The 23,610-nt window shown below is 34.1% G+C and carries 23 protein-coding genes and 1 pseudogene; 16 read left to right on the forward strand and 8 right to left on the reverse strand.

Annotation, left to right across the window (positions count from 1 at the left end; translation table 11 throughout):
- Window positions 1–61 precede the first annotated feature (61 nt).
- The 3 genes from ENLAB_RS16155 to ENLAB_RS16165 all read right to left on the reverse strand — a co-directional run bounded on the left by ENLAB_RS16155 (window position 62) and on the right by ENLAB_RS16165 (window position 2,403).
- Window positions 62–895, reverse strand: coding sequence for an undecaprenyl-diphosphate phosphatase (locus tag ENLAB_RS16155; RefSeq protein ID WP_005236259.1), 834 nt, complete (start codon window positions 893–895; stop codon window positions 62–64).
- Between the two features lie 149 nt (window positions 896–1,044).
- A complete protein-coding gene (locus ENLAB_RS16160) occupies window positions 1,045–1,749 on the reverse strand; it encodes a histidine phosphatase family protein (protein ID WP_077453728.1) in 705 nt (234 codons plus the stop codon).
- Window positions 1,750–1,782: 33 nt separating this feature from the next.
- Window positions 1,783–2,403, reverse strand: a complete 621-nt coding sequence (locus ENLAB_RS16165) for an MBL fold metallo-hydrolase (RefSeq protein ID WP_077453727.1) — start codon at window positions 2,401–2,403, stop codon at window positions 1,783–1,785.
- A 98-nt stretch (window positions 2,404–2,501) separates the two neighbouring features.
- On the opposite strand from ENLAB_RS16165, the gene ENLAB_RS16170 reads away from it, so the two are divergent.
- From ENLAB_RS16170 to ENLAB_RS16180, 3 genes are all read left to right on the forward strand, one after another.
- Window positions 2,502–2,915 (forward strand): GNAT family N-acetyltransferase, encoded by a 414-nt coding sequence (locus tag ENLAB_RS16170; protein ID WP_086292459.1) that lies wholly within the window; start codon window positions 2,502–2,504, stop codon window positions 2,913–2,915.
- A gap of 279 nt (window positions 2,916–3,194) precedes the next feature.
- Window positions 3,195–3,731, forward strand: a complete 537-nt coding sequence (locus tag ENLAB_RS16175) for a hypothetical protein (RefSeq protein WP_077453725.1) — start codon at window positions 3,195–3,197, stop codon at window positions 3,729–3,731.
- Window positions 3,732–3,986: 255 nt separating this feature from the next.
- A complete protein-coding gene (locus ENLAB_RS16180) occupies window positions 3,987–6,473 on the forward strand; it encodes an ATP-dependent DNA helicase (RefSeq protein ID WP_244352016.1) in 2,487 nt (828 codons plus the stop codon).
- Between the two features lie 91 nt (window positions 6,474–6,564).
- On the opposite strand, the gene ENLAB_RS16185 is transcribed toward ENLAB_RS16180, so the two are convergent.
- Window positions 6,565–7,056, reverse strand: coding sequence for a YajQ family cyclic di-GMP-binding protein (locus ENLAB_RS16185; RefSeq protein ID WP_005230187.1), 492 nt, complete (start codon window positions 7,054–7,056; stop codon window positions 6,565–6,567).
- Window positions 7,057–7,209: 153 nt separating this feature from the next.
- Here ENLAB_RS16185 and ENLAB_RS16190 point away from each other — a divergent pair, with 153 nt between their 5' ends.
- From ENLAB_RS16190 to ENLAB_RS16215, 6 genes are all read left to right on the forward strand, one after another.
- Window positions 7,210–8,145 carry a YitT family protein gene (locus tag ENLAB_RS16190; RefSeq protein ID WP_005230189.1) on the forward strand — a complete coding sequence of 312 codons (936 nt, stop codon included), beginning with the start codon at window positions 7,210–7,212 and terminating at the stop codon, window positions 8,143–8,145.
- Between the two features lie 74 nt (window positions 8,146–8,219).
- Window positions 8,220–8,549 (forward strand): metal-sulfur cluster assembly factor, encoded by a 330-nt coding sequence (locus ENLAB_RS16195; protein WP_005231940.1) that lies wholly within the window; start codon window positions 8,220–8,222, stop codon window positions 8,547–8,549.
- A 182-nt stretch (window positions 8,550–8,731) separates the two neighbouring features.
- Complete coding sequence (locus tag ENLAB_RS16200; RefSeq protein ID WP_244352018.1) at window positions 8,732–9,709, forward strand: tyrosine-type recombinase/integrase; 978 nt, start codon at window positions 8,732–8,734, stop codon at window positions 9,707–9,709.
- A gap of 79 nt (window positions 9,710–9,788) precedes the next feature.
- Complete coding sequence (locus ENLAB_RS16205) at window positions 9,789–10,409, forward strand: AbiTii domain-containing protein (protein WP_244352020.1); 621 nt, start codon at window positions 9,789–9,791, stop codon at window positions 10,407–10,409.
- Window positions 10,402–10,962, forward strand: coding sequence for a hypothetical protein (locus ENLAB_RS16210; RefSeq protein WP_244352022.1), 561 nt, complete (start codon window positions 10,402–10,404; stop codon window positions 10,960–10,962). The genes ENLAB_RS16205 and ENLAB_RS16210 overlap by 8 nt, the downstream gene beginning before the upstream one ends.
- A gap of 228 nt (window positions 10,963–11,190) precedes the next feature.
- On the forward strand, window positions 11,191–11,763 hold the full coding sequence (locus tag ENLAB_RS16215) for a site-specific integrase (protein ID WP_220426142.1): 573 nt from the start codon (window positions 11,191–11,193) through the stop codon (window positions 11,761–11,763).
- 21 nt (window positions 11,764–11,784) lie between these two features.
- Here ENLAB_RS16215 and ENLAB_RS16220 read toward each other — a convergent pair whose 3' ends face one another.
- The 4 genes and pseudogenes from ENLAB_RS16220 to ENLAB_RS16965 form a co-directional block, all read right to left on the reverse strand.
- Window positions 11,785–12,705, reverse strand: coding sequence for a hypothetical protein (locus ENLAB_RS16220; RefSeq protein WP_220426141.1), 921 nt, complete (start codon window positions 12,703–12,705; stop codon window positions 11,785–11,787).
- A gap of 935 nt (window positions 12,706–13,640) precedes the next feature.
- On the reverse strand, window positions 13,641–15,224 hold the full coding sequence (locus ENLAB_RS16225) for an Nramp family divalent metal transporter (protein WP_244352024.1): 1,584 nt from the start codon (window positions 15,222–15,224) through the stop codon (window positions 13,641–13,643).
- A 273-nt stretch (window positions 15,225–15,497) separates the two neighbouring features.
- The gene (locus tag ENLAB_RS16230; RefSeq protein WP_369522136.1) at window positions 15,498–16,229 is read right to left on the reverse strand and encodes a leucine-rich repeat domain-containing protein; all 732 of its coding nucleotides are present in this window, start codon (window positions 16,227–16,229) and stop codon (window positions 15,498–15,500) included.
- Window positions 16,230–16,403: 174 nt separating this feature from the next.
- A pseudogene (locus tag ENLAB_RS16965) lies at window positions 16,404–16,586 on the reverse strand (hypothetical protein); the annotation flags it as partial.
- A gap of 355 nt (window positions 16,587–16,941) precedes the next feature.
- Between ENLAB_RS16965 and ENLAB_RS16235 the strand changes: the two are divergent.
- The 7 genes from ENLAB_RS16235 to ENLAB_RS16265 all read left to right on the forward strand — a co-directional run bounded on the left by ENLAB_RS16235 (window position 16,942) and on the right by ENLAB_RS16265 (window position 22,994).
- Window positions 16,942–17,511 carry a recombinase family protein gene (locus tag ENLAB_RS16235; protein WP_220426138.1) on the forward strand — a complete coding sequence of 190 codons (570 nt, stop codon included), beginning with the start codon at window positions 16,942–16,944 and terminating at the stop codon, window positions 17,509–17,511.
- Between the two features lie 217 nt (window positions 17,512–17,728).
- Window positions 17,729–17,950 carry a histidine kinase gene (locus tag ENLAB_RS16240; protein ID WP_244352026.1) on the forward strand — a complete coding sequence of 74 codons (222 nt, stop codon included), beginning with the start codon at window positions 17,729–17,731 and terminating at the stop codon, window positions 17,948–17,950.
- 13 nt (window positions 17,951–17,963) lie between these two features.
- Window positions 17,964–18,902: a zinc-ribbon domain-containing protein gene (locus ENLAB_RS16245; protein WP_244352027.1), complete on the forward strand. Its 939-nt coding sequence runs from the start codon at window positions 17,964–17,966 to the stop codon at window positions 18,900–18,902.
- Window positions 18,903–18,907: 5 nt separating this feature from the next.
- The gene (locus ENLAB_RS16250; RefSeq protein ID WP_220426135.1) at window positions 18,908–20,179 is read left to right on the forward strand and encodes a zinc ribbon domain-containing protein; all 1,272 of its coding nucleotides are present in this window, start codon (window positions 18,908–18,910) and stop codon (window positions 20,177–20,179) included.
- A 23-nt stretch (window positions 20,180–20,202) separates the two neighbouring features.
- The gene (locus ENLAB_RS16255; protein ID WP_220426134.1) at window positions 20,203–20,439 is read left to right on the forward strand and encodes a hypothetical protein; all 237 of its coding nucleotides are present in this window, start codon (window positions 20,203–20,205) and stop codon (window positions 20,437–20,439) included.
- Window positions 20,440–20,902: 463 nt separating this feature from the next.
- Complete coding sequence (locus ENLAB_RS16260) at window positions 20,903–21,172, forward strand: hypothetical protein (RefSeq protein WP_244352028.1); 270 nt, start codon at window positions 20,903–20,905, stop codon at window positions 21,170–21,172.
- Entirely contained in the window at window positions 21,153–22,994 is a 1,842-nt protein-coding gene (locus ENLAB_RS16265; RefSeq protein WP_220426132.1) for a hypothetical protein, read from the forward strand. The genes ENLAB_RS16260 and ENLAB_RS16265 overlap by 20 nt, the downstream gene beginning before the upstream one ends.
- Window positions 22,995–23,610 lie beyond the last annotated feature (616 nt).

A 23,610-nucleotide genomic window follows, 5' to 3' on the forward strand; every position in this document is an offset into this window, starting at 1 on the left:
TACTTAACGAAAAAAGAGCAACTATTGCAGCATTGAAATGCCCAATAGTTGCTCTTTTTGCTTATAATTGGATCAGCCAATAGCCAATCAAAATAATTCCTAAAACGATACGGTACCATCCGAAAACGGTAAAGTCATTCCGTTTGATGTAATTCATCAAGAAGCGGATCGCAATGATCGAAACGATGAATGATACGATGGTTCCTGTCAGTAAGATGACGGTTCCTTGAAAGTCAAAGGCATTGCCATCTTTCAAAAATTTGAAAATTTTTAATGCGCTGGCACCAAACATGGTTGGAATACCTAAGAAAAATGAAAATTCAGCAGCCACATAGCGAGAAGCGCCAATCATGATAGCACCTAAAATGGTGGCACCAGAACGAGATGTTCCTGGGATCAATGCCAATACTTGGAACATGCCGACGATCAAAGCCGCTTTGTAGGTGAATTTGTTCAAATCGGTGCATTTTGGTGCTTTATTTTTGTTTCGTTTTTCAACTACAATAAAGCCGATCCCATAAACGATCAAAACGATCGAAACCGAAAAGAAATTGTAGAAATGCGCATCTAACCAATCATCTAACGGCAATCCGATAATAACTGATGGTAAGACCGCAACAATAACTTTAAACCATAACGTCCACGTATCTTTTTTCTCTATCTCATTTTTTTGCGGCGAAAAAGGGTTTAGTTTATGGAAATATAAGTAGACGACTGCTAAAATCGCGCCCAATTGAATGACAACATTGAACATCGTCATAAATTCGGGGGTAACATTCAAACCGATAAATTCGTCGGCAAGAATCAAGTGACCGGTGCTGCTAATTGGCAGCCATTCCGTGATCCCTTCGATGATCCCAAATAAAATCGCTTTTATAAAATTTGTAAAAAACATTGGTCCAGTCCTTTCTATGACAAAATACAACTCTTAGTATACCGTTTCCTGATTCGAATACCAATCTTTTTCCTAAAAAAAGAGGGCAGTTTTTAAATCAAAAACTGCTCCTTTATTAAAGAAATTGATTTGTTGTTCAACGTTCTTCTTTAGGATAAAAGCTCTTGAGAGAGCGCCAAGCCTTTTTTGATGTATTCTGTGTTACCAACTTCGGCGATCGTAAAGCTGCCATCTTCGTAGATCAGTCGAGTGACCGAACCATTTTCAATATCCATACGAACATTGTTCTCATCATTGATCAAATGCAAAAGAAAAGCGATCGTTAAGCCATGAGATACAACTAACGCATTCCCGCCGCCTTTTTTCTCAACGCGATAGGCGATATCTTCAAAACCGGTTTTCACACGTTCGGTCAAAACGTCGAAGGTTTCTGCCCAGTTGGCTGTATCGGCGTGGTAAATCGCATTGGCGATCGCCTCAAACGAGACATGATTGGCAATCATCTCATCGTAATCAGGAAAATCAAGGATTCTTGGTAGAACGCCCCACATCTCTGCATCGTAGGCCCCTTCAAGGGAGCCAAAGCACCATTCACGAATCCGTTTGTCGATATGGTAAGGGATTTCCGGTCCGCGGACATGTTCACCTAAGATCAAACGCATAGTCTCAATCGCTCGGCCGCTGTCACTGGATACTGCTTCCACAAAATCTACATCCCGTAATCCAAGTCCTAAATAGTGGATGCCTTGTTCACCGGTTCGAGTTAATGGTGTGTCACACCAGCCTTGCACCCGCTGCAATGTGTTGAACATTGTTTTCCCGTGACGCACGACATACAATTCCGTTTTTGCCATAACTAGTTATTCCTCCTTTGATTCGTCATATGTTTATGCGTTAAAAAACGGATTGGTCCGTTTCTCAATCTCGATCGTTGTTGGTTCCCCGTGGCCAGGATAGACCGCCATTTGATTCGGTAAAACAAAGAGTTGCGTTTGGATGCTGGTCAGCAATTGTTCCAAATTTCCGGTTGGCAGGTCTGTCCGCCCAATGCTGCCTTTGAATAAGGCGTCTCCGGAAACGACAAACTTGTCAAAAATAAAACTGACGCTGCCGATAGAATGACCCGGCGTTGCAACCACCTTAAAGGACATACCAGCTATCTCATACTCTTTCAGTTCAAGCTCAATTTCTGCTGGACGTGCGGTGATGGGACCTAATTCAGGATGGCGTCCAGAAAGATTTTTCATAGGATCACTCAGCCACTCTTGCTCGAGCGGACTCACGTAAACGGGGATCTGATAATAATCCCGCAAATGGTCAACTGCGCCAATATGGTCATAATGAGTGTGGGTCAATAAAATCGCTGCTGGTTTTGCGCCGGTTTTTTCGATCTCAGCGATCAATCTCGCTGCTTCTGCTCCAGGATCAACAATCAACAAAAAATCTTCTTTCCAAATAAGGTAACAATTTTCTTGAACGGGCCCTGTCACTAAACCAATGATTTTCATGCTAAAACCTCCTAGGATCACAAATGCTTGTGTCTGACTATAAGTATAGCTTAAAGTATTAGAGGAAACAAAGAAAGGTTTTTAGGAGTGAAAAATTAATGATAAAAACGATAAACGTAGAAGACAATCGTCAGGCAGTCTGTCAATGGCTCAATCATTCATCTAAAAAAACAGAGGCAGTGAGTGCCTTTTCCGATCAAGAACAGCTCTCTTTGGCTTTTTTTGACAATCAGGATCAACTCGGTGGATTGATTGGGAAACGTACAGGCAATACGATCCATATTCAATTATTGGCAGTCAATCCAGACCATCAAAATCAAGGAATAGGGAAACAATTGATTCAAGCCCTCTTTGATTATGGGAAAAAAGCAGGATGTCGTTCTGTGACAGTCACCACCCAAGACTATCAAGCGCCGCATTTCTATCAAGCAGCAGGCTTCGAAACATTTGGTGTACTTTCTGATACACCAGTGCTTGGTACAGATAAACTTTATTTTGTGAAGATGCTGTGACTGATCCTTCTGAGGCAAGTGGTCAGATAAAAAATAGTTTGATGAGAGAAAAGCTTAGAATTATTGTGGGAATTCGAATATTTTTCTAAGAAACCGCACTAGCAAAAAACTGCTGTTATACTAATTAAAATAAGAAAGCGTGTGATTCGTTTGAAACTGGTTTAGTTTTTGACGGAACTATGAACATTCTTCGTGACCAACTACGAGGAAAATGTGTCATCTCTATCTTGCGTTAGTTTTGATTGGTATACATCAACTTTTTTGTAAGAAGGTGTTTTTATGAAAAAATCGCTGCAATTTTTGTTGACTCTATGCTTCGCCGCATTCGTTTTAGCGAGCTGTGGCCAGGAGGAGTTAGCCATCGACGATTCAAAAGAAGTTTCTGAAACCGTTACTTCCGCCTCGAAAGCGGTTGAAAATGGCGGCCTTGATTTAATGCTGATCCAAGATGAGAGTGTCATCTTTCCGCAAAGCCAAGGGGTTTATGATTTTCATGAGAATGAATTGACGATCGTTAAGCAGTATTTGCCGATGGCGGATTTAGAGGATAGTTCTGCCAGCGCCAGCGATGTTACCCTGTATGAAGGCCAAATCGAAAGTGATTTTCAGCGACATTTTTCCCATTCAGAGGTTCAGCTGTCGAATGATCCCTATCAAATCTATGAGATCACCTACCAAGATGCATCCTACACGGTTGAAGGGAAGCATTTGACGATCAAAGCAGATGGACGGACCTTTGAGTTCACCTTAGATTTAGACAATCAACAAGCTTATGACCAAAATGGTGTCAGTTATGATATTCAGGTGGATCAATAATTTTCCTCAAAAAATATTCCTGCTTTACTTGCTTAGGTGAGTAGAGTAGGTTTTTTTATAAACTTTCGACAAACCCATTTTCTGGAAGTGGAAATGGTGTTGATTATTTGATGAGTAGGCATTTTGCCACAAGTGGTTTTTTTAGGGATAAAACCTGTTTGGAGAAAATACCATTCGCAGAGGACGAAAAGCTGTTTCTGTTCGCTTTTCCAAAAGCAAACTATCCGCTATAATGGCAAACAAGAAGGTGAACACGTGTATAAAGGAAAAGTTGCGGTTAGAAAAATCGTAGAATTTATTTTGCGCCGAGGCGATATTGATAGCCGCAAAGTCAGTAATCATACCGCGCAAGAAGGCGCCCGGATCCATCGCCAACTACAAAAAGAGGCAGGGGATGGGTATCAAAAAGAAGTCTTCTTCAAACGAGAAAGCCAAATTGAGAAAGATGCCATCACTGTCGAAGGACGTGCCGATGGTCTCTTTTTTGATGCTTCCGTTGATTCTTGGGTGATTGATGAGATCAAAACTTCAGAACCAGCTTTCGAAGATATTCCTGATGATCAAATCGATTTGTTTTTTGCCCAGGGAATGGTTTATGCTTATTTGTTTTTACTACAAGAAAATGAACAAGCAGCGCTTAGTGAGAGTGAAGATCAGGAGAAAAAAGAAGCCGTTTCTGCTGATCAAGAAGAAGCGAAGAAGCCAATCGATCGGATTGCCGTACAATTGACTTATTATCAAACGACTGAAAAGCAGATTACTCGTACGAGAAGAACGTTTCAGTTTTCAGAACTGGCAGTTTTTTATAAAGACCTACTTCAGGAGTATCATAAGTGGCTAGTCTTTAAAGAGAATTGGCGTCGTGTCCGAAATACATCTTTGCAGCTGCTGTCTTTTCCTTTTGAAACCTTTCGTAAAGGGCAGCGAGAACTAGCAGCGGCGGCGTATAAAACACTAAAAAATGGCAAGCGACTTTTTGCGGAAGCGCCCACTGGAACTGGAAAAACCATGTCAACATTGTTTCCCGCATTAAAAGTTCTCGGGGAAGAAGGGGCTGATCGGGTCTTCTATCTGACGGCGAAGACGATCACCAGACAAGTGGCTGAAGATGCATTGAGCAAGTTAGCAGACAATGGTAGTGAAACTAAGAGTGTCACGATCACTGCCAAAGACAAAATTTGCTTTTTGGATGAACGAAATTGTACGCCTGAGCATTGTCCTTATGCACAAGGCTATTACAATCGAATCAACGAAGCTTTGTGGGATCTGTTGCATCACGAAAACCAAATAACCCGAGAAGTGATCGAGACTTATGGAATGAAACATACGGTTTGTCCCTTCGAGCTTTCACTGGATGTCAGTGTCTTTTGCGATGTCATTATAGGTGATTATAATTATTTGTTTGATCCAACCGTTTATTTACGGAGATTTTTTGAAGAGCCAGAAGAAGAGTATCTCTTTTTAGTAGATGAAGCCCATAACTTAGTTAACCGTTCAAAAGAAATGTATTCCGCAACAATCTCGCGACAGCCATTTAAGGAATTAAAGAAGAAGCTGCCGAAAGATCAACAGAAATTAAAACGAGCACTAAACAAAGTTGATAAAGAATTTGTGACTATAGCCCAATTAGCAAAAGAGGAAGGATGGGAGTACCATCATCAAGCGGCTCCTCATGATACAATGGTCAACCAGCTTTACAAATTAGCTGAATTGATGAAGGAATGGTTGCCGGCAAATCCTGAGCATGAATTGCAAGAAGAAGTGTTGCAAGTGTATTTTGAAGCTAACCATTATTTGAAGATCAGTGAATTTTATGATGATCACTACGAAACGACGGTGGAGATCGACCGCTATGATATCAAACTAAGGCAATTTTGCATCGAACCAGCGCCGTTTCTCGAATCTGTGTTAGATAAGGGCAAGGCCAGTCTTTTGTTTTCTGCAAGTTTTACCCCCTTGTCTTATTATCAGGAGGTCCTAGGTGGTGGTGATGAAGCATTGCGCTATCGCTTGCCAAGTCCTTTTGATCCGAAAAATCAAGGAATTTTTATTGCGGACTATATCCAAACGACGTATCGCCAACGTGAAGCCAGCATTCCTGCAATCGTTGATGCGATCCAGCAAATGACCGCGGCGAAAGTGGGAAACTATATGGTCTTTTTCCCCTCTTATCGTTACTTGGATGATGTGGCGGCAGCATTTTCTCAACAGGCGCCAGAGGTGGAGGTCTTGATTCAGGGGACAGCTATGAATGAAGCTGAACGTGAAGCATTTCTTGCAAAGTTTCAATCCGTGAATCAGCAAGAATCATCCGTGCTAGAAACAATTCAAGATAAACAAGAGAGTCAACCAAAAACATTGGTGGCATTTTGTGTCCTTGGAGGAATTTTTTCTGAAGGGATCGACCTAAAAGGCGATCGCTTGATCGGTGCCGCAGTAGTAGGTGTCGGACTGCCGCAAATCAATCACGAACAAGAATTGATTCGGGAATATTACGATGAAAAAAAGGCAGCTGGCTTTGCGTATGCCTATCAGCTGCCCGGGATGAATAAAGTCCTGCAAGCAGCCGGTCGAGTGATCCGGGATGTCAGCGATCGCGGCGTGGTGTTATTGCTGGATCAGCGCTTTCGGACACCGCGTTACCAAGAACTTTTCCCACTGCATTGGCAGCATGCCTTGCAGATTCGTCGACCGCAAGAGTTATCAAAAGCATTGACTCATTTTTGGCAAGAAAAAAACTAGAAGCAGAGCTTTCAGGAGCGGTTGCGCAAAATCAGTAGATAAAGCTGATTTCGCCTAACCCTCACGTTAGACTCTGTTCTAGTTTTTTTGATTAGCGATAATTTGTAAACTGTAAGTCGATCGTCAAAGGCAGTTTACGCAACAATTGGATCACCTCTTGCAGATCGTCACGACTTTTGCCTGTTACCCGAATTTGATTGTCTTGAATTTGGGTTTTAACTTTTAGCTTGGCGTTTTTGATCGCTGTCGTTATTTTTTTGGCGTTTTCTTTATCGATCCCATTGATCAATTCTGCTGTTTGACGAGCTTTTGCCCCCAAGGCATGCTCCGTTTCGCCAAATTGTATATTTTTCGTTGGTACATTCCGTTTGATCAGCTTCGCAAAGAGCACATCTTTGATTTGCTCCAGCTTAAATTCGTCATCCCCAACAATCGTCAATTTGCCCTCAGTCATCTTGATTTCTACCGTGGAGCCTTTAAAATCAAATCGGTTTTTCAATTCTTTTTCCGCCTGTTGAATGGCGTTTTTCACTTCTTCTGTGTTGATCTCAGATACGACATCAAAACTTGCTTCTTTTGCCAAAATCAATCACTCCTCTCATCTCTTACTTATGATTTTAACATGGAGGCGAACGATGCGGGAATGAAAAGTAAATTTTTGCAAATAATTGTTTCATTTTTTCACACAAACTGCTATTCTTTGGAAGGAGATTTTTAGTGAAGGAGCTAGATCATTGTGAGTAAGTTATTAACGAAGCACGAACAATCAGAACGATTGAAAAAAATAGGGGTTATTTTGCTGTCAGGTATCACCGCAGCCATTGCTTTAAATTTCTTTTTGATTCCCGCAAACGTTCTTTCTGCTGGGATGAACGGGGTCGCCCAATTGATCGTGGCACTTGCCTTGGAACATTTTGGCGTTCACCTTAGTACAGGGCTGTTTATTTTCCTCTTAAACTTGCCTATTTTTGTTCTCGGGTTCATCAAACTCGGGAAATCATCGACACTATTGAGCTTTATCAATGTCGTTGTCGTTTCTGTCTTAACGATGATCCTTCCGCAAGGAGCGATCACTGACAATATTTTGGTTAACGCTTTGCTCGGTGGCGTACTGTTAGGCGTCGGCGTTGCGTTTTCACTGAAAATGGGTTTTACCACCGGCGGAATGGATATCCTTTCGTTGATATTATCAAAAACGACTGGAAAAACGGTCGGTAAATATATGTTTATTTTAAACGGCATCATTGTAATGGTCTCAGGTTTCGTCTTTTCTTGGGAAAGTGCCTTGTACACGATCATTTCGATTTTCGCGATGAGCTACGTGGTGGACATGCTGCACACAAGTCATCAAAAGGTAACGGCGATGATTATTACGACCAATGCGGAAGCTGTTGGGAAAAATATTTCTAAGCATGTGTTTCGCGGCATGACTTTGTTCCCCTCAGTCGGAGGGTATTCAGGCGTACCTGGCAATATGATCATGATGGTCGTGACGCGCTACGAGATCTACGATTTAGAACAAGCCGTTTTAGAAGCTGACGGCAATGCGTTTATTAATTTTGTGCCGACCCAATCGATTACAGGCCGTTTTGCGACAGATGATGAACAACGGACCTTTAAAACGACAGGAGTCTTCCCAGAACTGAAAATACACAAGAAAAGCCGTCCATAATCAAGGATCGTCCATTTACAAATCTTGCAAAAGAAGGTATTATTTGAAACAAGAATTAAAGGAGGTCTTCAACCGTGGCATATACTGAAGTAGAAGCAGAAGCAATCAAAGAGCGTGTCTTGGCTGCCTTGGAAACCGTGATTGACCCTGAGTTGGGGATTGATATAGTGAATCTAGGCTTAGTTTATGAAGTCGAATTTGATGCAGAAACAGGCAATACCGTAATCAAAATGACCTTAACAACAATGGGCTGTCCCTTAGCCGACGTATTGACTGAATCGATACACGAAGCATTAAGCGATATTCCAGAAGTCAAAAATCCAGAGGTAAAATTAGTTTGGTATCCCGCTTGGACGACTGATAAAATGAGTCGTTATGCACGGATTGCTTTGGGGATTCGTTAAGGATTCGTGTTGATTTAACAGCGTTTCTCACTCATTTAGTATGTAGTCTAAGCCGATTTTTCGGACTTCGGATACCAGATAAAATGAGGGTATTTTCGATACGGATACCATATCCAATGAGGAAATAAATTCTGAACTCTTTTATTAACTTTTAGAAAAAGTTGGTAAAGGAGTTTTTTGTTTTGCAAAATTTCAGGTTAGAGGAACTACTAGAAGAAATGTTATTCAATGAAAAAGCCAGAGGAATTTCACAAAAAACGATTAAGAAGCATCAAAAATTTTTGAATCTGTTTTTTGAATTTTTGAAAAAAGAGCAGATATACTTTATTGAAGACGTGACACCAAAAAGCATTCGGCAATTCATGTTGATGAAATTAGAAGAGGGATGTGCTGAAACATATGTGAATAGCCATCTAAGAAGCATCAGAGCGTATTTTAAGTATTGTGTAGATGAAGATTATATCCGATACGATAGAAACCCCTGTATGCGTGTTAAGTGGGTAAAAGAGCGTAAGGTAATTATTCAGACATTTAATGATATAGAAATCAAAGAAATGTTGAAAGTAGCGAAGAAGTTAACTTTCTTTAAACCTCAGAAAATGGATAAGCAACACACTGGCTATCAAACAAAATTCACGAATCAAAGAGATTATTTGCTCTTACTAATTCTTGTAGACACAGGACTTAGGATTAATGAGGTAATGAACTTAAAAGATGTTCACATCACTAATAAAGAGTTATTCGTTGAAAATGGGAAAGGGAAAAAAGATAGGATTGTTCATTGCTCACCGTTGATTTACAAAGAATATATAAAATTTAAGCGAGTAGCAAATTCCTTTTTTGAATATAATGAAATAGAGAATATAGACAATTATGTATTTTTAACAAGAGAAGGTAAACAATACAACTATATTTTAGCTGAACGAGCAATCATAAAAATTGGGAATCAATGCAAGATTAGAAAATCTATTAGGGTAAGTCCACACAGTTTTCGACATTATTTTGCTCAAAAATTGGTTCGGAATGGTACTGATATCTATAGAATTCAGAAACTTCTAGGACATGCTTCAATAAAAACAACGGAAGTTTATTTAAGAAGTTTAAATATTGAGGATGAAATCAGTAAAGCTGTGGACTATTCACCATTGCAGACGATTTAAATAAATCGAACGTTCAATTGTTATTGTATTTTTAAAAAGGTATAATTAAGTATTAATTTAAATGAGGAAGGTGACTATAATGGCAAAAAGTCAATTAATCAAAGATATTGCTACGAATAGTATTAGTATTGAAGAATCATTACAAAGATTACTTTTGATAACTAGTGAGCTTGACAATCAACTTATTTCTAAATGGATATTGTCAGAAATAAATGGTTATCACCGACAAGCTACTTTGCCAGATTATAGAAGAAATATTGCTTATAAATTGATTTATTCAGGAATTAATGGTAATTTTCAAATGAAGAATCAGCCACTACCATTACTCCATTTTTCTGAAAGATTTAGAGATGGTATTAATGAAACTAATATATATATTAGTATAAAATCTATTGAAAGAATTATTCTGAAAAATGAAACTGTTTGCGAAGACTTAACATATCTAGCACCTGATATACTTAAAAATACAAATATTATGTGTTATGAAATTTTTAAAGAATATAGTAATTTATCTTTGGAACAATTATTAAGTAATATAAAAAGCAAACTTATTTTATTTTTGATTAACCTTGAACATCAATTTGGAAACTTAGATACATTGGATATTGAAAAAGAAATCATAACTACTGAAAAAGTTAAGACTCTTTCGAATACTTTTGAACAACTTATGTATGATGGAAAGGTAGACCAAAATGAATAATGATATAAAATTACTTCTTATTGGAGCTTTAGTCTCTCTAATATCAACAATGATTGGTTTCCTTGGGCAAACGCTTATTCAATATTTAATTTCTAATAAAGGAACAGTAAAAATCTATATAAAAAAAGTCTATAGCAAGGTAAACAATCAACCATATGGATTTATCAAAGATGGTAGGGATGTGATTTTTTCAGTTCCAATTTGGATTGAATTTCATAATACTAAAGAAAAAAGAGAAATTATTAGAAACGTTAATCTTCAAATCTATAATAAAGGTAAATACATTAGTAATATGGTTCAAGCTTCGCATATAAAAGAAACCGCCTATGCTAATAACGGAGCCTACTCCTTTATTTTAGAGCCGTTATCTATTTCAAAATTCGATTTGCAATTTCTAATTAAAAAATCAGAAATTGAAGACGATTTTAGTGAAGTTAGAATATCATATCATGATTCTAAAGATATGTATCATGAAAGAAAAATTTTAGCTATAGATAATCCGTGGGAAAGTAAAATGTACTCTATTGACAAAGATTGGGTTTTAATAAATTGATAATAATCGTATGCCACTTAGAAAAATATAAGTGTTTTTTTTTTTGTTCTACAAATTTGCTACAGGCTAATTCTGTAGATATAATAAAATCATGGATACTTTTTCAATTTCTATCCATCGTAAACCTTAATCTATCAATAGTTGAGACTGTGATTTAGTAAAGATGGATAGATTTATATTATGAGAGATAGAAAGTATCCATAAATCATTCATTATGGAGGGAGGAATATGCCACAAGGAAATATTAATGTCAAACCAATTAAATCTAGGGAAGTATTAATAAATTTCTCAAACGAACTGTTGAGAAACAAACATGGACAAAGAGATTATACAATATTTATGTTTGGGGTTTTTACTGGACTAAGAATTTCAGATATATTGAATCTAAAAGTGGAAGATGTAAAAGGGAAATTAAAAGCGAATATTATTGAGAAAAAGACAGGAAAGAAAAGAACACTTAATCTGATGCAATTAACGAATCAAATAATTAAATACCTAGACGAAGAACATGATGGGGAAAGTGATTGGTTATTTCCATCACCTAGGGATAATGCGAAACATTTAGCTACACACCAGTTCTATAAGATTATGCAGAAAACGGCTAATTTCCTTGATTTAGACTATATAGGAACTCATACATTGAGAAAAACCTTTGGTTATACCTATTATCAGAAAACAAAGGATTTAACGGCATTGATGAAAATTTTAAACCATAGTAGCCAGAGTGTAACTCTAAGATACATAGGAATTGAAGAAGAAGAGCTTCAATCGAGCTTGGATGAGTTTAATCCGTTTCAATAAAAAATATAAAAGCACAATCAACTAAGATTGTGCTTTTTGCTTGGTGCTTTTTTTAGTAATTGTATTAAATTTTCGTTTGTTTAGAATACTGATTCGATATAGCTTTATTGCATCTGCTAACTCCTCAGACGCATTTGAAGAATAAATCGCATGTTTTGAGTGGGAATAATTGCTTAGATAATAGAAAAAATCAATTGGAGTAGTAATTTTTTTAGATTCATACTTATATTGATTATTTTTGAAGAAATAAAGTAGTCTTTGCTCTGACGAAATATATATTAGAATATCATCTCTAATAAATTCAGTATTTTTGTCTACTCTGTTGGAATAAGACAAATCTTTCAGTTTTGATTCAATAAGAGATAATGGTTCTTTGTTTGGTATTACTAGAATTTCAGGAACATCTAAACTTGTTGTAAAGTAGTTATCTGTATACAACTGCTCAATATTTGAAATTTTAACAGGAAAAGAAGTAAAGCTATTGTTTCTAAATTGAGCAAAAAAATCTTTCTGACTGCTAGATGCTAACTTGTTATGATAGTCTCTAGTTTGTTTTCTTAACTTATCAGAAGATTCGTATAGATGGTTACCTAAAGTGAAAAGCGAGAGATACAGTTGTTTTTGTTTTTTTTCATTTGTTAATACTTGAATGCGACTCGTATAAAAACCTAACTCAATAAGCAATGAAGCTAGCTCTGCTTGTTTATTTAATGCTTGGATATTTTTAAAATCATACTTATTCGTATAACAAAAGTACTTATTTGATTTCTTTTTGTAAATGAGTTCGTTCTGTTCTAAAGTTTTTAAACGTGACTCAAGGCTTGTTCTATTGCACTGTAGTAGTCTTGTTAAAGTAGACTGATAAATACCATTACTTGCGTGGATAATCTGAAATAACTCCTCTGTATCAATTGCTCTTATATTGACTGTTTGTTTACTCATAATCACTCCCTCCGATATTTTTTTCGTTTACTAGTTAATTTTTTTCTACTCTCAAAACTATCCATTTTTAGTTAGGTGAAGAGTAAAATTTTTCATCAATTTTATGTTGGATTTTAGCTTTCAAAATGAATTGTAAAAGTAAATTTTTTTTAAGGACAGTATGAGTTTTGAAATTTTCGTGGAGGTTTCCATTCATTTTTTTTAAAAGCAACCTCTATTTTAAAAGTTTTCAAAAAGTTCTCATATGCTAAAAAAGTTGATTTACCAATGTTTAAAACCATATTTTGATGATTTTATAGAAAAAATGGATACTTGTGAGAAAATTAGATGTGTAGGGAAAATGTAGGGTTCTTGCAGGCTTTATGAAGCCTATGTATTCTACGAAATGTATGGTTAAGGTAGGGTCACAAAATCAATAAAAAAACAAACTAAATTCTCATAAGTATCCATCTCGTAACTATCCATTTTGATACCCGATAATTCTATTATAGCATCGTTATTTTAGTGATGGAAATTTGAACGTTGTGTATAAAATTTGTTGACAAAAGTTATAAGCGTTATCCGGTATTATGCAAGAATTACTTCAACTCATCTATTTCAGTTTAAGATAGTTGAAGCAATAGGTTTCAATCATTCTTGAAATCAAAAAATTTAACTAAATAGGTATGATAATCTAATCTATACTAGCAAAAAACTAACTAGAAAATATAGACTTCAGAATATGCTGTTTTTATAATAAAATTTGGGAAAGCATATAGAATGAACTAGAAAATAAAATAAAAGAAACAGAAAAAAAGACAAACCTCACTTTTACATAAGGTTTGTCTACAGTCTGACGACACTATTTTAATAGTATCGTTCTTTTCTTTAAGACTAACTCATTTAAAATTCATAAATAAACAAAGCACATTAAAAATTTAGAAGACTAAAAGTGTTTATTTTTCTGTTTCAAAGGCTAGTTGATTCATATATCTCTTATTTCCTTTATATAACTCTATTATAGTCCAAATTAAGGTAATAAGAACCACCGCTATTAGTACATAAGCTATATTATCTGCTAAAACAAGTTGTTCATGAGTTGGACTAGAACCAAAGAAGTCTTCTATTTGGTTAGGTAATCCTTTCATATTTAAGAATACTAAACCGAATACAGAAATCCACCCTAATATTTTAACAATCCACGAGTTTTTAAAATCTCCCCCCATTTCAACTTTACTATTTGTAAACATCAAAAGTGGTATCATCGAAAATGGAAGAGCAAATGCAAGGAATACTTGCGAATTATTCATTAGATTATTGATTGCAATATGTTCTTCAACAGTGCTTTTCCCGCTTGTCATAAGCACACATATCAAAACAGGAATAACTGACAAGAGTCTAGTAACCATTCTTCTTAGCCATATAGGAACTTTCATATGAATAAAGCCTTCCATAATGATTTGACCAGTAAGAGTTCCTGTTATTGTAGAATTTTGACCAGAAGCTAATAATGCTACTGCAAATAGTATAGATAAAATACCTGAACTCGCTACCTGAGCCAAGATTGAATTACTCATAACTTGAGGATTTGATAAGGCTTCAAAAAGACCGAAAAATGATGGGTCATCAACACTTCCTGATTTAAATACTGCTACTCCCATAATTAGTAATAGAGAATTTACGAAAAATGCTACTGTTAGTTGAATATTGGAGTCCCAAGTTGAAAAGCGTAAAGCTCTAGATATATCCTTTTTGTCGTTATGGTCAATTTTTCGACTTTGAACAACTGAAGAGTGTAGATATAAATTATGAGGCATAACGGTTGCACCAATTATACCTAACGCACCTGTTAGTGGTGTTTGACCATTAACAGGATTTGACGTTGAAAATGCTTTAGCACTTGGAACAAGCCCTTTTATAACGTCTCCCCATACAGGATTAGACAACGCTACTTGATAACCGAAAATCACAAAAATTACAACAATTAATGCGACAACAATCGCTTCTATTTTTCTAAAGCCTATTTTAGTTAACAAGAGTAATAACAAAACATCGAAAACTGTGATAAAAACCGCGATACCCAAAGGAATTTTAAATAATAAATACAAAGCAATAGCTCCACCGATAACCTCAGCTATATCAGTTGCCATAATAGCTAATTCCGTTAGTATCCATAAAACAATACCAAGAGTTTTACTTGTTCTTGCTCGAATTGCTTGTGCTAAATCCATCTGAGATACAATTCCCAATTTGGCAGACATATATTGAAGTAACATTGCTATCAAACTTGACATTAAAATAATTGACATCAACATATATTGAAAGTTTTGACCACCAGTGATAGAAGTTGACCAATTTCCAGGGTCCATGTAACCAACAGCAACTAAAGCTCCTGGTCCTGAATAAGCAAATAATGTTCTCCAAAACCCCATTCCATTAGGTACCTCAATGGTACCATTTATTTCTTGTAAAGAGGGGCCATTGGCATATTCTACAAGATGTTTTCTGTGATTTTTTTTGTTTGGTAATGCGTTTTTCAAATTATTTCCTTCTTTCGTTACAAATCATAAAAATGGTTAACCTTTAAAAAAAGTTAGGCGTGGCTAAAATATACTCCTGTTAGCTTATTGATGCAATAGTTTTTTTGATTTTCTTTTTTTCGTCTTATCCAAATTAAGTAAATATAGGAAGAATGAGAAGAAAATTGCAAAATACACAAAGATATGATGAATTTTGAAAAAGCTATTTTTAAAGTTGCTTAGATTTTTCACAAAATAAAACACCTGTATTAAGAAATACAGGTGTTAATTATCTTAATTATCATTAGACCCATCATACCAATTGCCATTAGCCAATTTAATAGCTATTGGATGTATTCCAGAAGTATTAAACGAATTAGAACCATCACTCATTTCAACATTTCCACGAATGACTTTATCAATTTTTGATGAGCTAAAAGCATCTTTCTGAATATATTTAACATTTGATACATCTAATGTTCCAGTAAATGTGGAACTGTAAAAAGCAAGATAACCAATACTAGTCAAACTATCAGGCAATTTAAGTTCACCAGTAAATTTAGACTTTTGAAAAGCCCAGCCACCAATACTAGTCAATCCATTAGGTAATTTTAATTCGCCAGTGAATGTGGACGTAAAAAAAGCACTGCCACCAATACTAGTCAATCCATTAGGTAATTTAAGTTCCCCAGAGAATGTGGAATTATAAAAAGCACTGTCACCAATACTAGTCAAACTTTCAGGAAGTTTTAGTTCACCAGTGAATGTGGAATTTGTAAAAGCATAAGTACCAATAATTTTAACACTTTTGGGTATAGCGATAGCTCCACTAAATTTTGAATCTTCAAAAGTTGTATGGCGTATATATTCCAAATGCGTAGGTAATCTTAAAGTTCCATCAAATAATGCATTGGCGAACACACTAGAACCTGACCAAATATTACTTACCGATATATTATTACCGTCACCAAGACCAATAATTTTCATACCATTAATTGTATCAGGTATTACTAGACTTCCTGTCATATCAGAAGAACCCGTTGTGTAGTTTCCATCAGTTACACTTGAACTTCGTAGTTCAAGTGTACCATCATCTAATTTGTATGCTTTAACCCATATTTCGGTTTCTCCTTTAGATTCATCTGCATCTCTAATTTTCGCATAAAGATATGTTTCATCTTCTCTGGAAGATTGGACATTAATAGGTTTCTCTTTTACGATTCCAGTTAAATTTTCCTCAGATTGTTCTAAACCATCAGTAAAGATATTTGCTAGTGTTGGTTTTAAATTGTCTTTGAAAAGTAAGTAACTTATTAATACAAAAATTCCAAATATTACGATTACAACGACTACGAAGAGTCCTTGACTTGTTCCGTTTGTCATAAAACGACCTCCTTGATATGTTATTTTATAGTCATTTATAATTATATCAAGTGACACTTTTTTTACAAATTTATAGCATGTCTACCATTTAAATAAATATCGTCAAATCAGTAATTATTACAATGTTTAAAGCTTAATAATAGAAAAGTAAAGGGACGATTGATTTACTCGACAATCGTTTGTTCAGATGTAATAATATAATTATACCTTGACGAAACTATTTGGAATTTCACCTCGATATAAATGAATATTTCAAAATGTTTCATTTCCCCTAACATATTCCAATTGTTGGGGGATTTTTATATATTACAGCAAATAAATGCACTACTATTTATGATAGAAAGGAGGAGATACTATGCAAAATAGAACTATTGGTTATATTCGTACTAGTAAAAATACACAGGATTTGGGATTGGAAGTGCAACGAAAAGCACTAGAAAAATTTGAACCAGATGAATTGTTTTCTGAACAGATTAGTGGAAGAAAGGAACATCGGACAGAGCTTGATAAAGCTTTGAAATGTTTAAAAAAAGGCGATACGTTACTTATTTATAATTTAGCTAGATTAAGTAGGTCATCTCGACAATTAGTAAATCTCATGTCAGAGTTAAATGAGAAAGAGATATATCTGAAAAGTATTCAAGAATCGATTGATACCAGAACAGCAAGTGGACGACTATTCTTCACTGTTTTGGCTGGAATAGCAGAATTTGAAGCAGAGAACATCAGCATTCGAACGAAGGAAGCATTGGCAAATTCAGGGAAACAATTAGGAAGACCACCAATTAAAAATAACGTGAAGAAAAGAATCATCAAATTATATGATAAAAAAGAACTATCACTAAATGAGATTGCTGTGAAATGTAATGTTAGTGTTAAAACAGTTTATAATGTAGCGAAAAATGAAGGTTTGTCGAGAAAATAATCCTTGATTAATCATTAGACTGAAGGTAACATATAAGAGGGAAGCAAGAATTTGACCGGTAATAAATCAACGTTTTTTACCGATGAATAGATAAAAGAATAACGAACAGGCTAAGGCTGTCTTATCAATGATTTGAAGTTGATAAAGCAGGCTTTCTTTGTCGTGGCAAAAACGTTGATTTATTACCTCTGATTATGTGAAGAAAAGGATGAATTTCATGGCTTTAAAAAATGGGATAAAAATAATCATTCAAGATGTAACTGAACCAGAAACTGAGAAAGAGGGTTGCTTAACTAAAATCGGAAGTTTTATTGTTGCAATGGTTGTAATCATTGGATTATTGACCCTTTTATTTAAATTTCTAATGAATCATCCACTCGTTTTGATTATAACTATAGTGGCTATCGTATTTTTCATCGTTCAAGCAAGTAAAAAATAAGGAAGTGTTAGAAATGAATTATTGCAGTCAGTGTGGAGAGAAGTTAGCGAAAGATTCGAATTTTTGTGAAAAATGTGGCAAGAGCGTGAAAGGCGAACAAATTGTTAGGCAGTTTGAAACTCAATTAAATATTTATCGATTGAATCAAAGGAAAGTTAGCCGCTTTATTAGTTTTATCAAAAATAATTTGATTGTTCTATTTACTTTTATAGTGATTACTATGCTTATCCTAACAATTAAACCCATTTTGGGGTGGATGTTTTTTGTTGTGTCTATTATTTTTAGTTATTGGTATGCAAATAGTAAGAACAGTTCAGAACATCTATTGAATAAAAAGATGAAAGAAAAGGTTATGATGCTTGATAAGCAGGAAATAAAAGAGTTCACAAATGGTTTGCTTCAAACAGCTACCCAAAATCTTACGGTTAGAAATGAACATATAGAACAATCATCAAATAATAGAAATGAAGTTTTGGAAGATGAAAATGAATACCGTAACGAATCAGCTAGAATGAATTATAGCTGGCTTGTTTCATTAATCGGCATAACATGCTATTATACAGGCGTTTTTTTGGCACCAATACTTCAGGGTGAGATTAATGGTTTTGGGTATGGGATAGATACTACTGTTACTTTGTATGATTATCTAACGTTTCTTTCTAAGATGGATGGTAACTATCAGTTTTTACTAATTGTTATTCTGATAATTCCGATGATTTCATATGTTATGTTGTTCATCAACCACGTAGTTAGTAAATTTCTTCAAATTTTATTACTTATAGCGAATGGATTATTTTTGTTTAAAATACTTTCTGAAATAAACACTTATTCGGTTTCTTCAGAGTATTTTGATATAAGCAGTTCAAATTCTGTCGGATTTGGAATTTTATTAGTAGGGATGGGCATTATTCTGATGACAGTAACGCCTATATGGAAAGTAATTAAGGAGTAGGATAAATGAAGTTTTGTAGTAAATGTGGCGAGAAATTAGTAGATAATCAATGCCCGAAATGTAAAGAAAAACCATCAAAAAGATTGTTTTATAGAAAATCTGTGTTAATTAGTTTAGTTGGCATTATTATTTGTTGCAGTTTCTTGTTTTATAAAAAACATGTAGAAAGTGAATTTATTGATAATTACAATAATCTATATTCTGATAGCACAAAGTCGGTTCCAAATATGGATTTAGATGAACAAAAAGTAAAGAAAATGGGGAAAAGTCTTTGGGCAGTATCAGGAGATAAGTTAGAGTATAAAAGGCAATTGGCTGATGTAAGAGAAAAAGTAAATATTCGGGATAAAGTCAATCAATTATTTGATGAACCTATTCCAGATAATTTCGATTCTACCTATTTGACCATTAATTCAGATACTCGTATAGAAACACCTGAAATTGAAGGAGATGACACCTTTTCTAAAGGATTGCGTTCAGTCGTTAATTATTATAACCGACAATTTGATATGCTTGAAAGTGTGGAAAAAACAATCAATAGTTGGAATATCGCTATGATTGATTTAACGGACATTGACACATTAGAAAACTCTATTCAAAGCATTAATGATACAAAATTAAATGATAAAGCCAACGAATTGGCTAAAGATATTGTTACGATTAAAACGGATTTTGAAGATTATTTTAATGGACATGTTGGCTGGCATTTTAATCTTTCAGATAACCAATTAGGCGATATCTATCATTTTAATTTCCCTGAGAATGAATTAAGCTGGGGGGCTTTTCAAGGAAGTGGTATGACTGGATATATGAATGCAGTAAAGTATGATATGAAAAATAAAGTTTATTATATTGTCACACCCCTTATTAGCATGGACAAGACAGTTTACGATACCACAATCACTCCTATCACCCTAATAGACAAAGATACGATTTCTATTAATAATCAAACAGCCATGTATGACCCTGAACAGGTTGAAGCATATAACGTATTCCAAAATAAGCCAAGTGCGAAAGTAGATGCGATGAAAAAAATAGCATTTGATACATCAGCGATTGAAATAGCTTCTAAAGATGATGCGACAATCTATTTCAGCAAGTTTAAAGATTCGATAGGACTTCCAGAGAAAGTTTCTTATGAATTTCTTTCTGAAGAAAAGGAAATGTATGAATTTAATATACGTATTAATTCTGAAGGCAGTGAAGAAGTTACAAATCGAGCAGGAACAGCAATTGTCTATCAAAATGGTTACATGACTTATAAGAAAGCAGATTAATTAAAAAGAAGGATAGAGATAATTTGAATCAGTTGTCAATAAAAAAATATGTGAAAAATAAGCTGAAACGAACGTTTGTGAAAGCCCACGTAACCATACCTCAGATTGTATTAAATAAGTTAGCAAATGAATTATATAGTGAATTTGAAAAATTGTCTGATGAAGAGCAGGAAAAATTACTATTTTCCAAGGATTTAGTGATTAAATTGTGGGAAAAACACATGGATAAAATGAAAACAGAGTTGTTAGAGGAGATGTGAGTAAAATCATGTCTCTTTTTTATTACAAATTATCTCCAAAATATTGTCAAAAACCACTTAAAAAATGACCTTTAAAAAACCTTATTTATCAAGGGTTTTATGATTGTTGACAGAAATACAAGATTACTGTTATATCAACGATTTTTACGTCTATTTTCGAAAAAACACCTCTCAGATTAAGCGAAACTTTTTTTATGGGGAATTACCCACTAGAATGAATCTGAGAGGTGTTTTTTAGGTTGGATTTAAGATGGAAAATATAATAAACATTGATATATCAATGTTTTTAATAGTTTTGATGAATCTAAGAAAGAAGTAATAAAATAAGAGTATTCTTTTAATAAAAATACACTAATTATTTTTTGTTGTCCGAAAATGATATCCATTCTTGACTTCAGTTGATAATTGATGATATAGTCCGGACCTAAATTGATTAATATAATAATTTACGGAGGATAATTAAATGAATTCAAAAAAATTAACAGAAGAGGAATTGACTGAGAAACAAGAAAAGGTAAAGGCTTGGCTACATATATTGGATAAAATCTATGGGGTAAAAATGACCGTTTTTTCTAAATCCATAGGTGTTCACAATCAAAACCTACATAATTTTCGAAAAGGAAAACGTGGATTTACAGAAGAAAAAACAGTATTATTAGAGAAAGTAATCGTTTTAAAATACGGTAGATTGCTAATGTTGGAGGACAGTGACTATGAAAGTATATCTAAGTAATATTCCGAATAAAGTAAAACCTAATCCAATTACCATTCGTAAAATATCTAATACTATAATGAATACGTTAGTAGATATTTCTATTCAGGATTTTGCGGAAGAACTAACTTTGAATGGAAAAACTGTTGTTCTAGCTGAATTAAAAGAACCTAAGTTGTCTAAGTATACAGAGATTATTGGTCAAGAATTAATAATGCTCGATTTTGATAATAAAGATGAAAATAATTTGTATACATTGGAAGACTTGGAATCTGATTCGTTGATGCAGGAATATGCTTGTTTTATATATAAAACGTTTAGTGATAAAAATTCTAACGTAGATAAATTTCGTGTGGTTTTTCGATTAGATGGAGTGGTTACTTCTAATAAAAAAATTGAACAAATTTATCAAGAATTATTTAAATTATATCCTCAAGCAGACAGTTCAGTTGGACAAACAAGTAGAATGTTCTTTGGGAGCAATAGTGGATATGAAGTGATTGATTGGGATAATCGTTTAGATGTTTCTGAGCTGTTGGAAAACATAAATGTTGAAAATTCTCTGGTAATAGGAGATTCAAACAATGAAATAGTGGATGATTCAATACCAAATTATGAACTATTAAAATTAGGAAAATTCGATATTATTGCAGAAAGACTAGGAAATAATTTTTCTGGTGAATTTTCTGACCCTATTGTTGCAGGGAACTTTTTTAAAACTATAGATATGGTAGAATTATTGGAACTTCCAGATACGAATCCATTTTTAGATATTTTCCATGAGGAAACAAACCCAAGTGCGAGTGTCTATCTAAATGAAGAATACGATATTTATTTATATAAATGTTTCAGTGAACAATCTCGTTTCCAAGGAGATATTATAAGAGTTATTAGGAAATTACTCAATATTAAATCCTATACAAAAGTTATTGAAGTTCTGATAACGATTACAAATAGTGAAATAAATTGGAAGAGTGAAATTGGAGAAGCAAGATATAATGCAATGGAACTACAAAAATCATTAAAACGTAATACTTTAAGGTTGAACTATCCTGATTTAAATAAATATTTGTATAATTACAGACAAGAAATAGATTTACTTTTAGACTTAATTTTTGATTATACGTATATGGATAAAGAGACTGGGGAAGTGAAATATATGAATTTCATTTCTTTAAAAACGTATGCTAAGTTAGTAAAAGAAAATTTGGGGTATAAAATATCCGAAGGGAAAATGTGGAATATTTTAAATGTAGTGACCGTCACAGAACTGATTCGTAAGGCAGAGTTAAAATCCATACCTTTAGACCTGAAGGAAAAGTTGATTTTAAATCAACAAGAGAATTCTGGGCAAATAAGAACAAGTAATGTATATTATCCAGTGGTAAATATTGAAAACTCTCAAATATTAGCTAAGGAAATGGTGAAAAACAATGTTACGATTTCAGGATTAGGTTATAACTTGGTTTATAGATTATTTGGAGAGGAAAAAGCAAACCAAGACTTTCCACAAGCATATAAACCACTGGAAGACAGAGGTTTAGTGAGCATGAGTAAAAGAGATAGAAATTTAACTAAGGCTAGTGTGGCATTAGAAAAATCAGCTGTAAAAATTCTTATGACTCAGATTGAAGAACAAGGATATATGTATGAATCAGATTTAATATCTAAACTTGCTAGAGTGAGGAAAACAAAGAAGAGCATCACTCAAAATAACTTTCAGAAAATTAGAGCTGATATTTATAATATTTATGGAATTAAAAGAGAACGATTGACGAAGGAATTATATTATGAATTGGGTATAAAAGAGAAATATTCATCTAAAGTTGTTCTTTATAAATAGTAAGCTATTAAACAGGTAGAATTATATACCTGTTTTTTCTATGTTTTGTATAGCTATTATCAGACATATCTTTATTGTAAATAGGTTATAGTGTAAATAATAGTGTGAATATGTATAGAAAGTTCCCATAAATACTGTCTTTTTTTAACTAATTCATTTTACAATAATATAATTAATATATACTAACTCTATTAGTGTAAAACGAATTGGTTTAAAAAAGTCAATAAAATCAAGGGTTTTTCATAGGTATTTTCAAAGGATTTGTTCCATTTTTACATACTACTTCTATTAGTGTAAAACAAATTAGTTAAAAAAACCCAATAAATTCTAGGGAAATCTACTTGTTTTCACACTATTATTTACGCAACAAACTATTTACATTTGATAATTGTGTGATTAAAATAGCTGTAAATCGTTGATATATCAGTATTTGCTTTTTAGTACAAGCAAGATGTAATCTTGCTTACTTAATAACACTGTCTAGGTTCAGTCAAATAGCTAAAGTTTGCTGATGAGAATTTAACATATAACAATTTGGTGATAATTAAGCAGCGTAGAATTGATTCGATATATTAGGTGTTAGATTTTGTAAAGAGATGTAAAATAAACAAAATTT

Origin of the sequence: Enterococcus innesii (assembly GCF_022846515.1) — a bacterium.
GTDB lineage: Bacteria > Bacillota > Bacilli > Lactobacillales > Enterococcaceae > Enterococcus_D > Enterococcus_D innesii.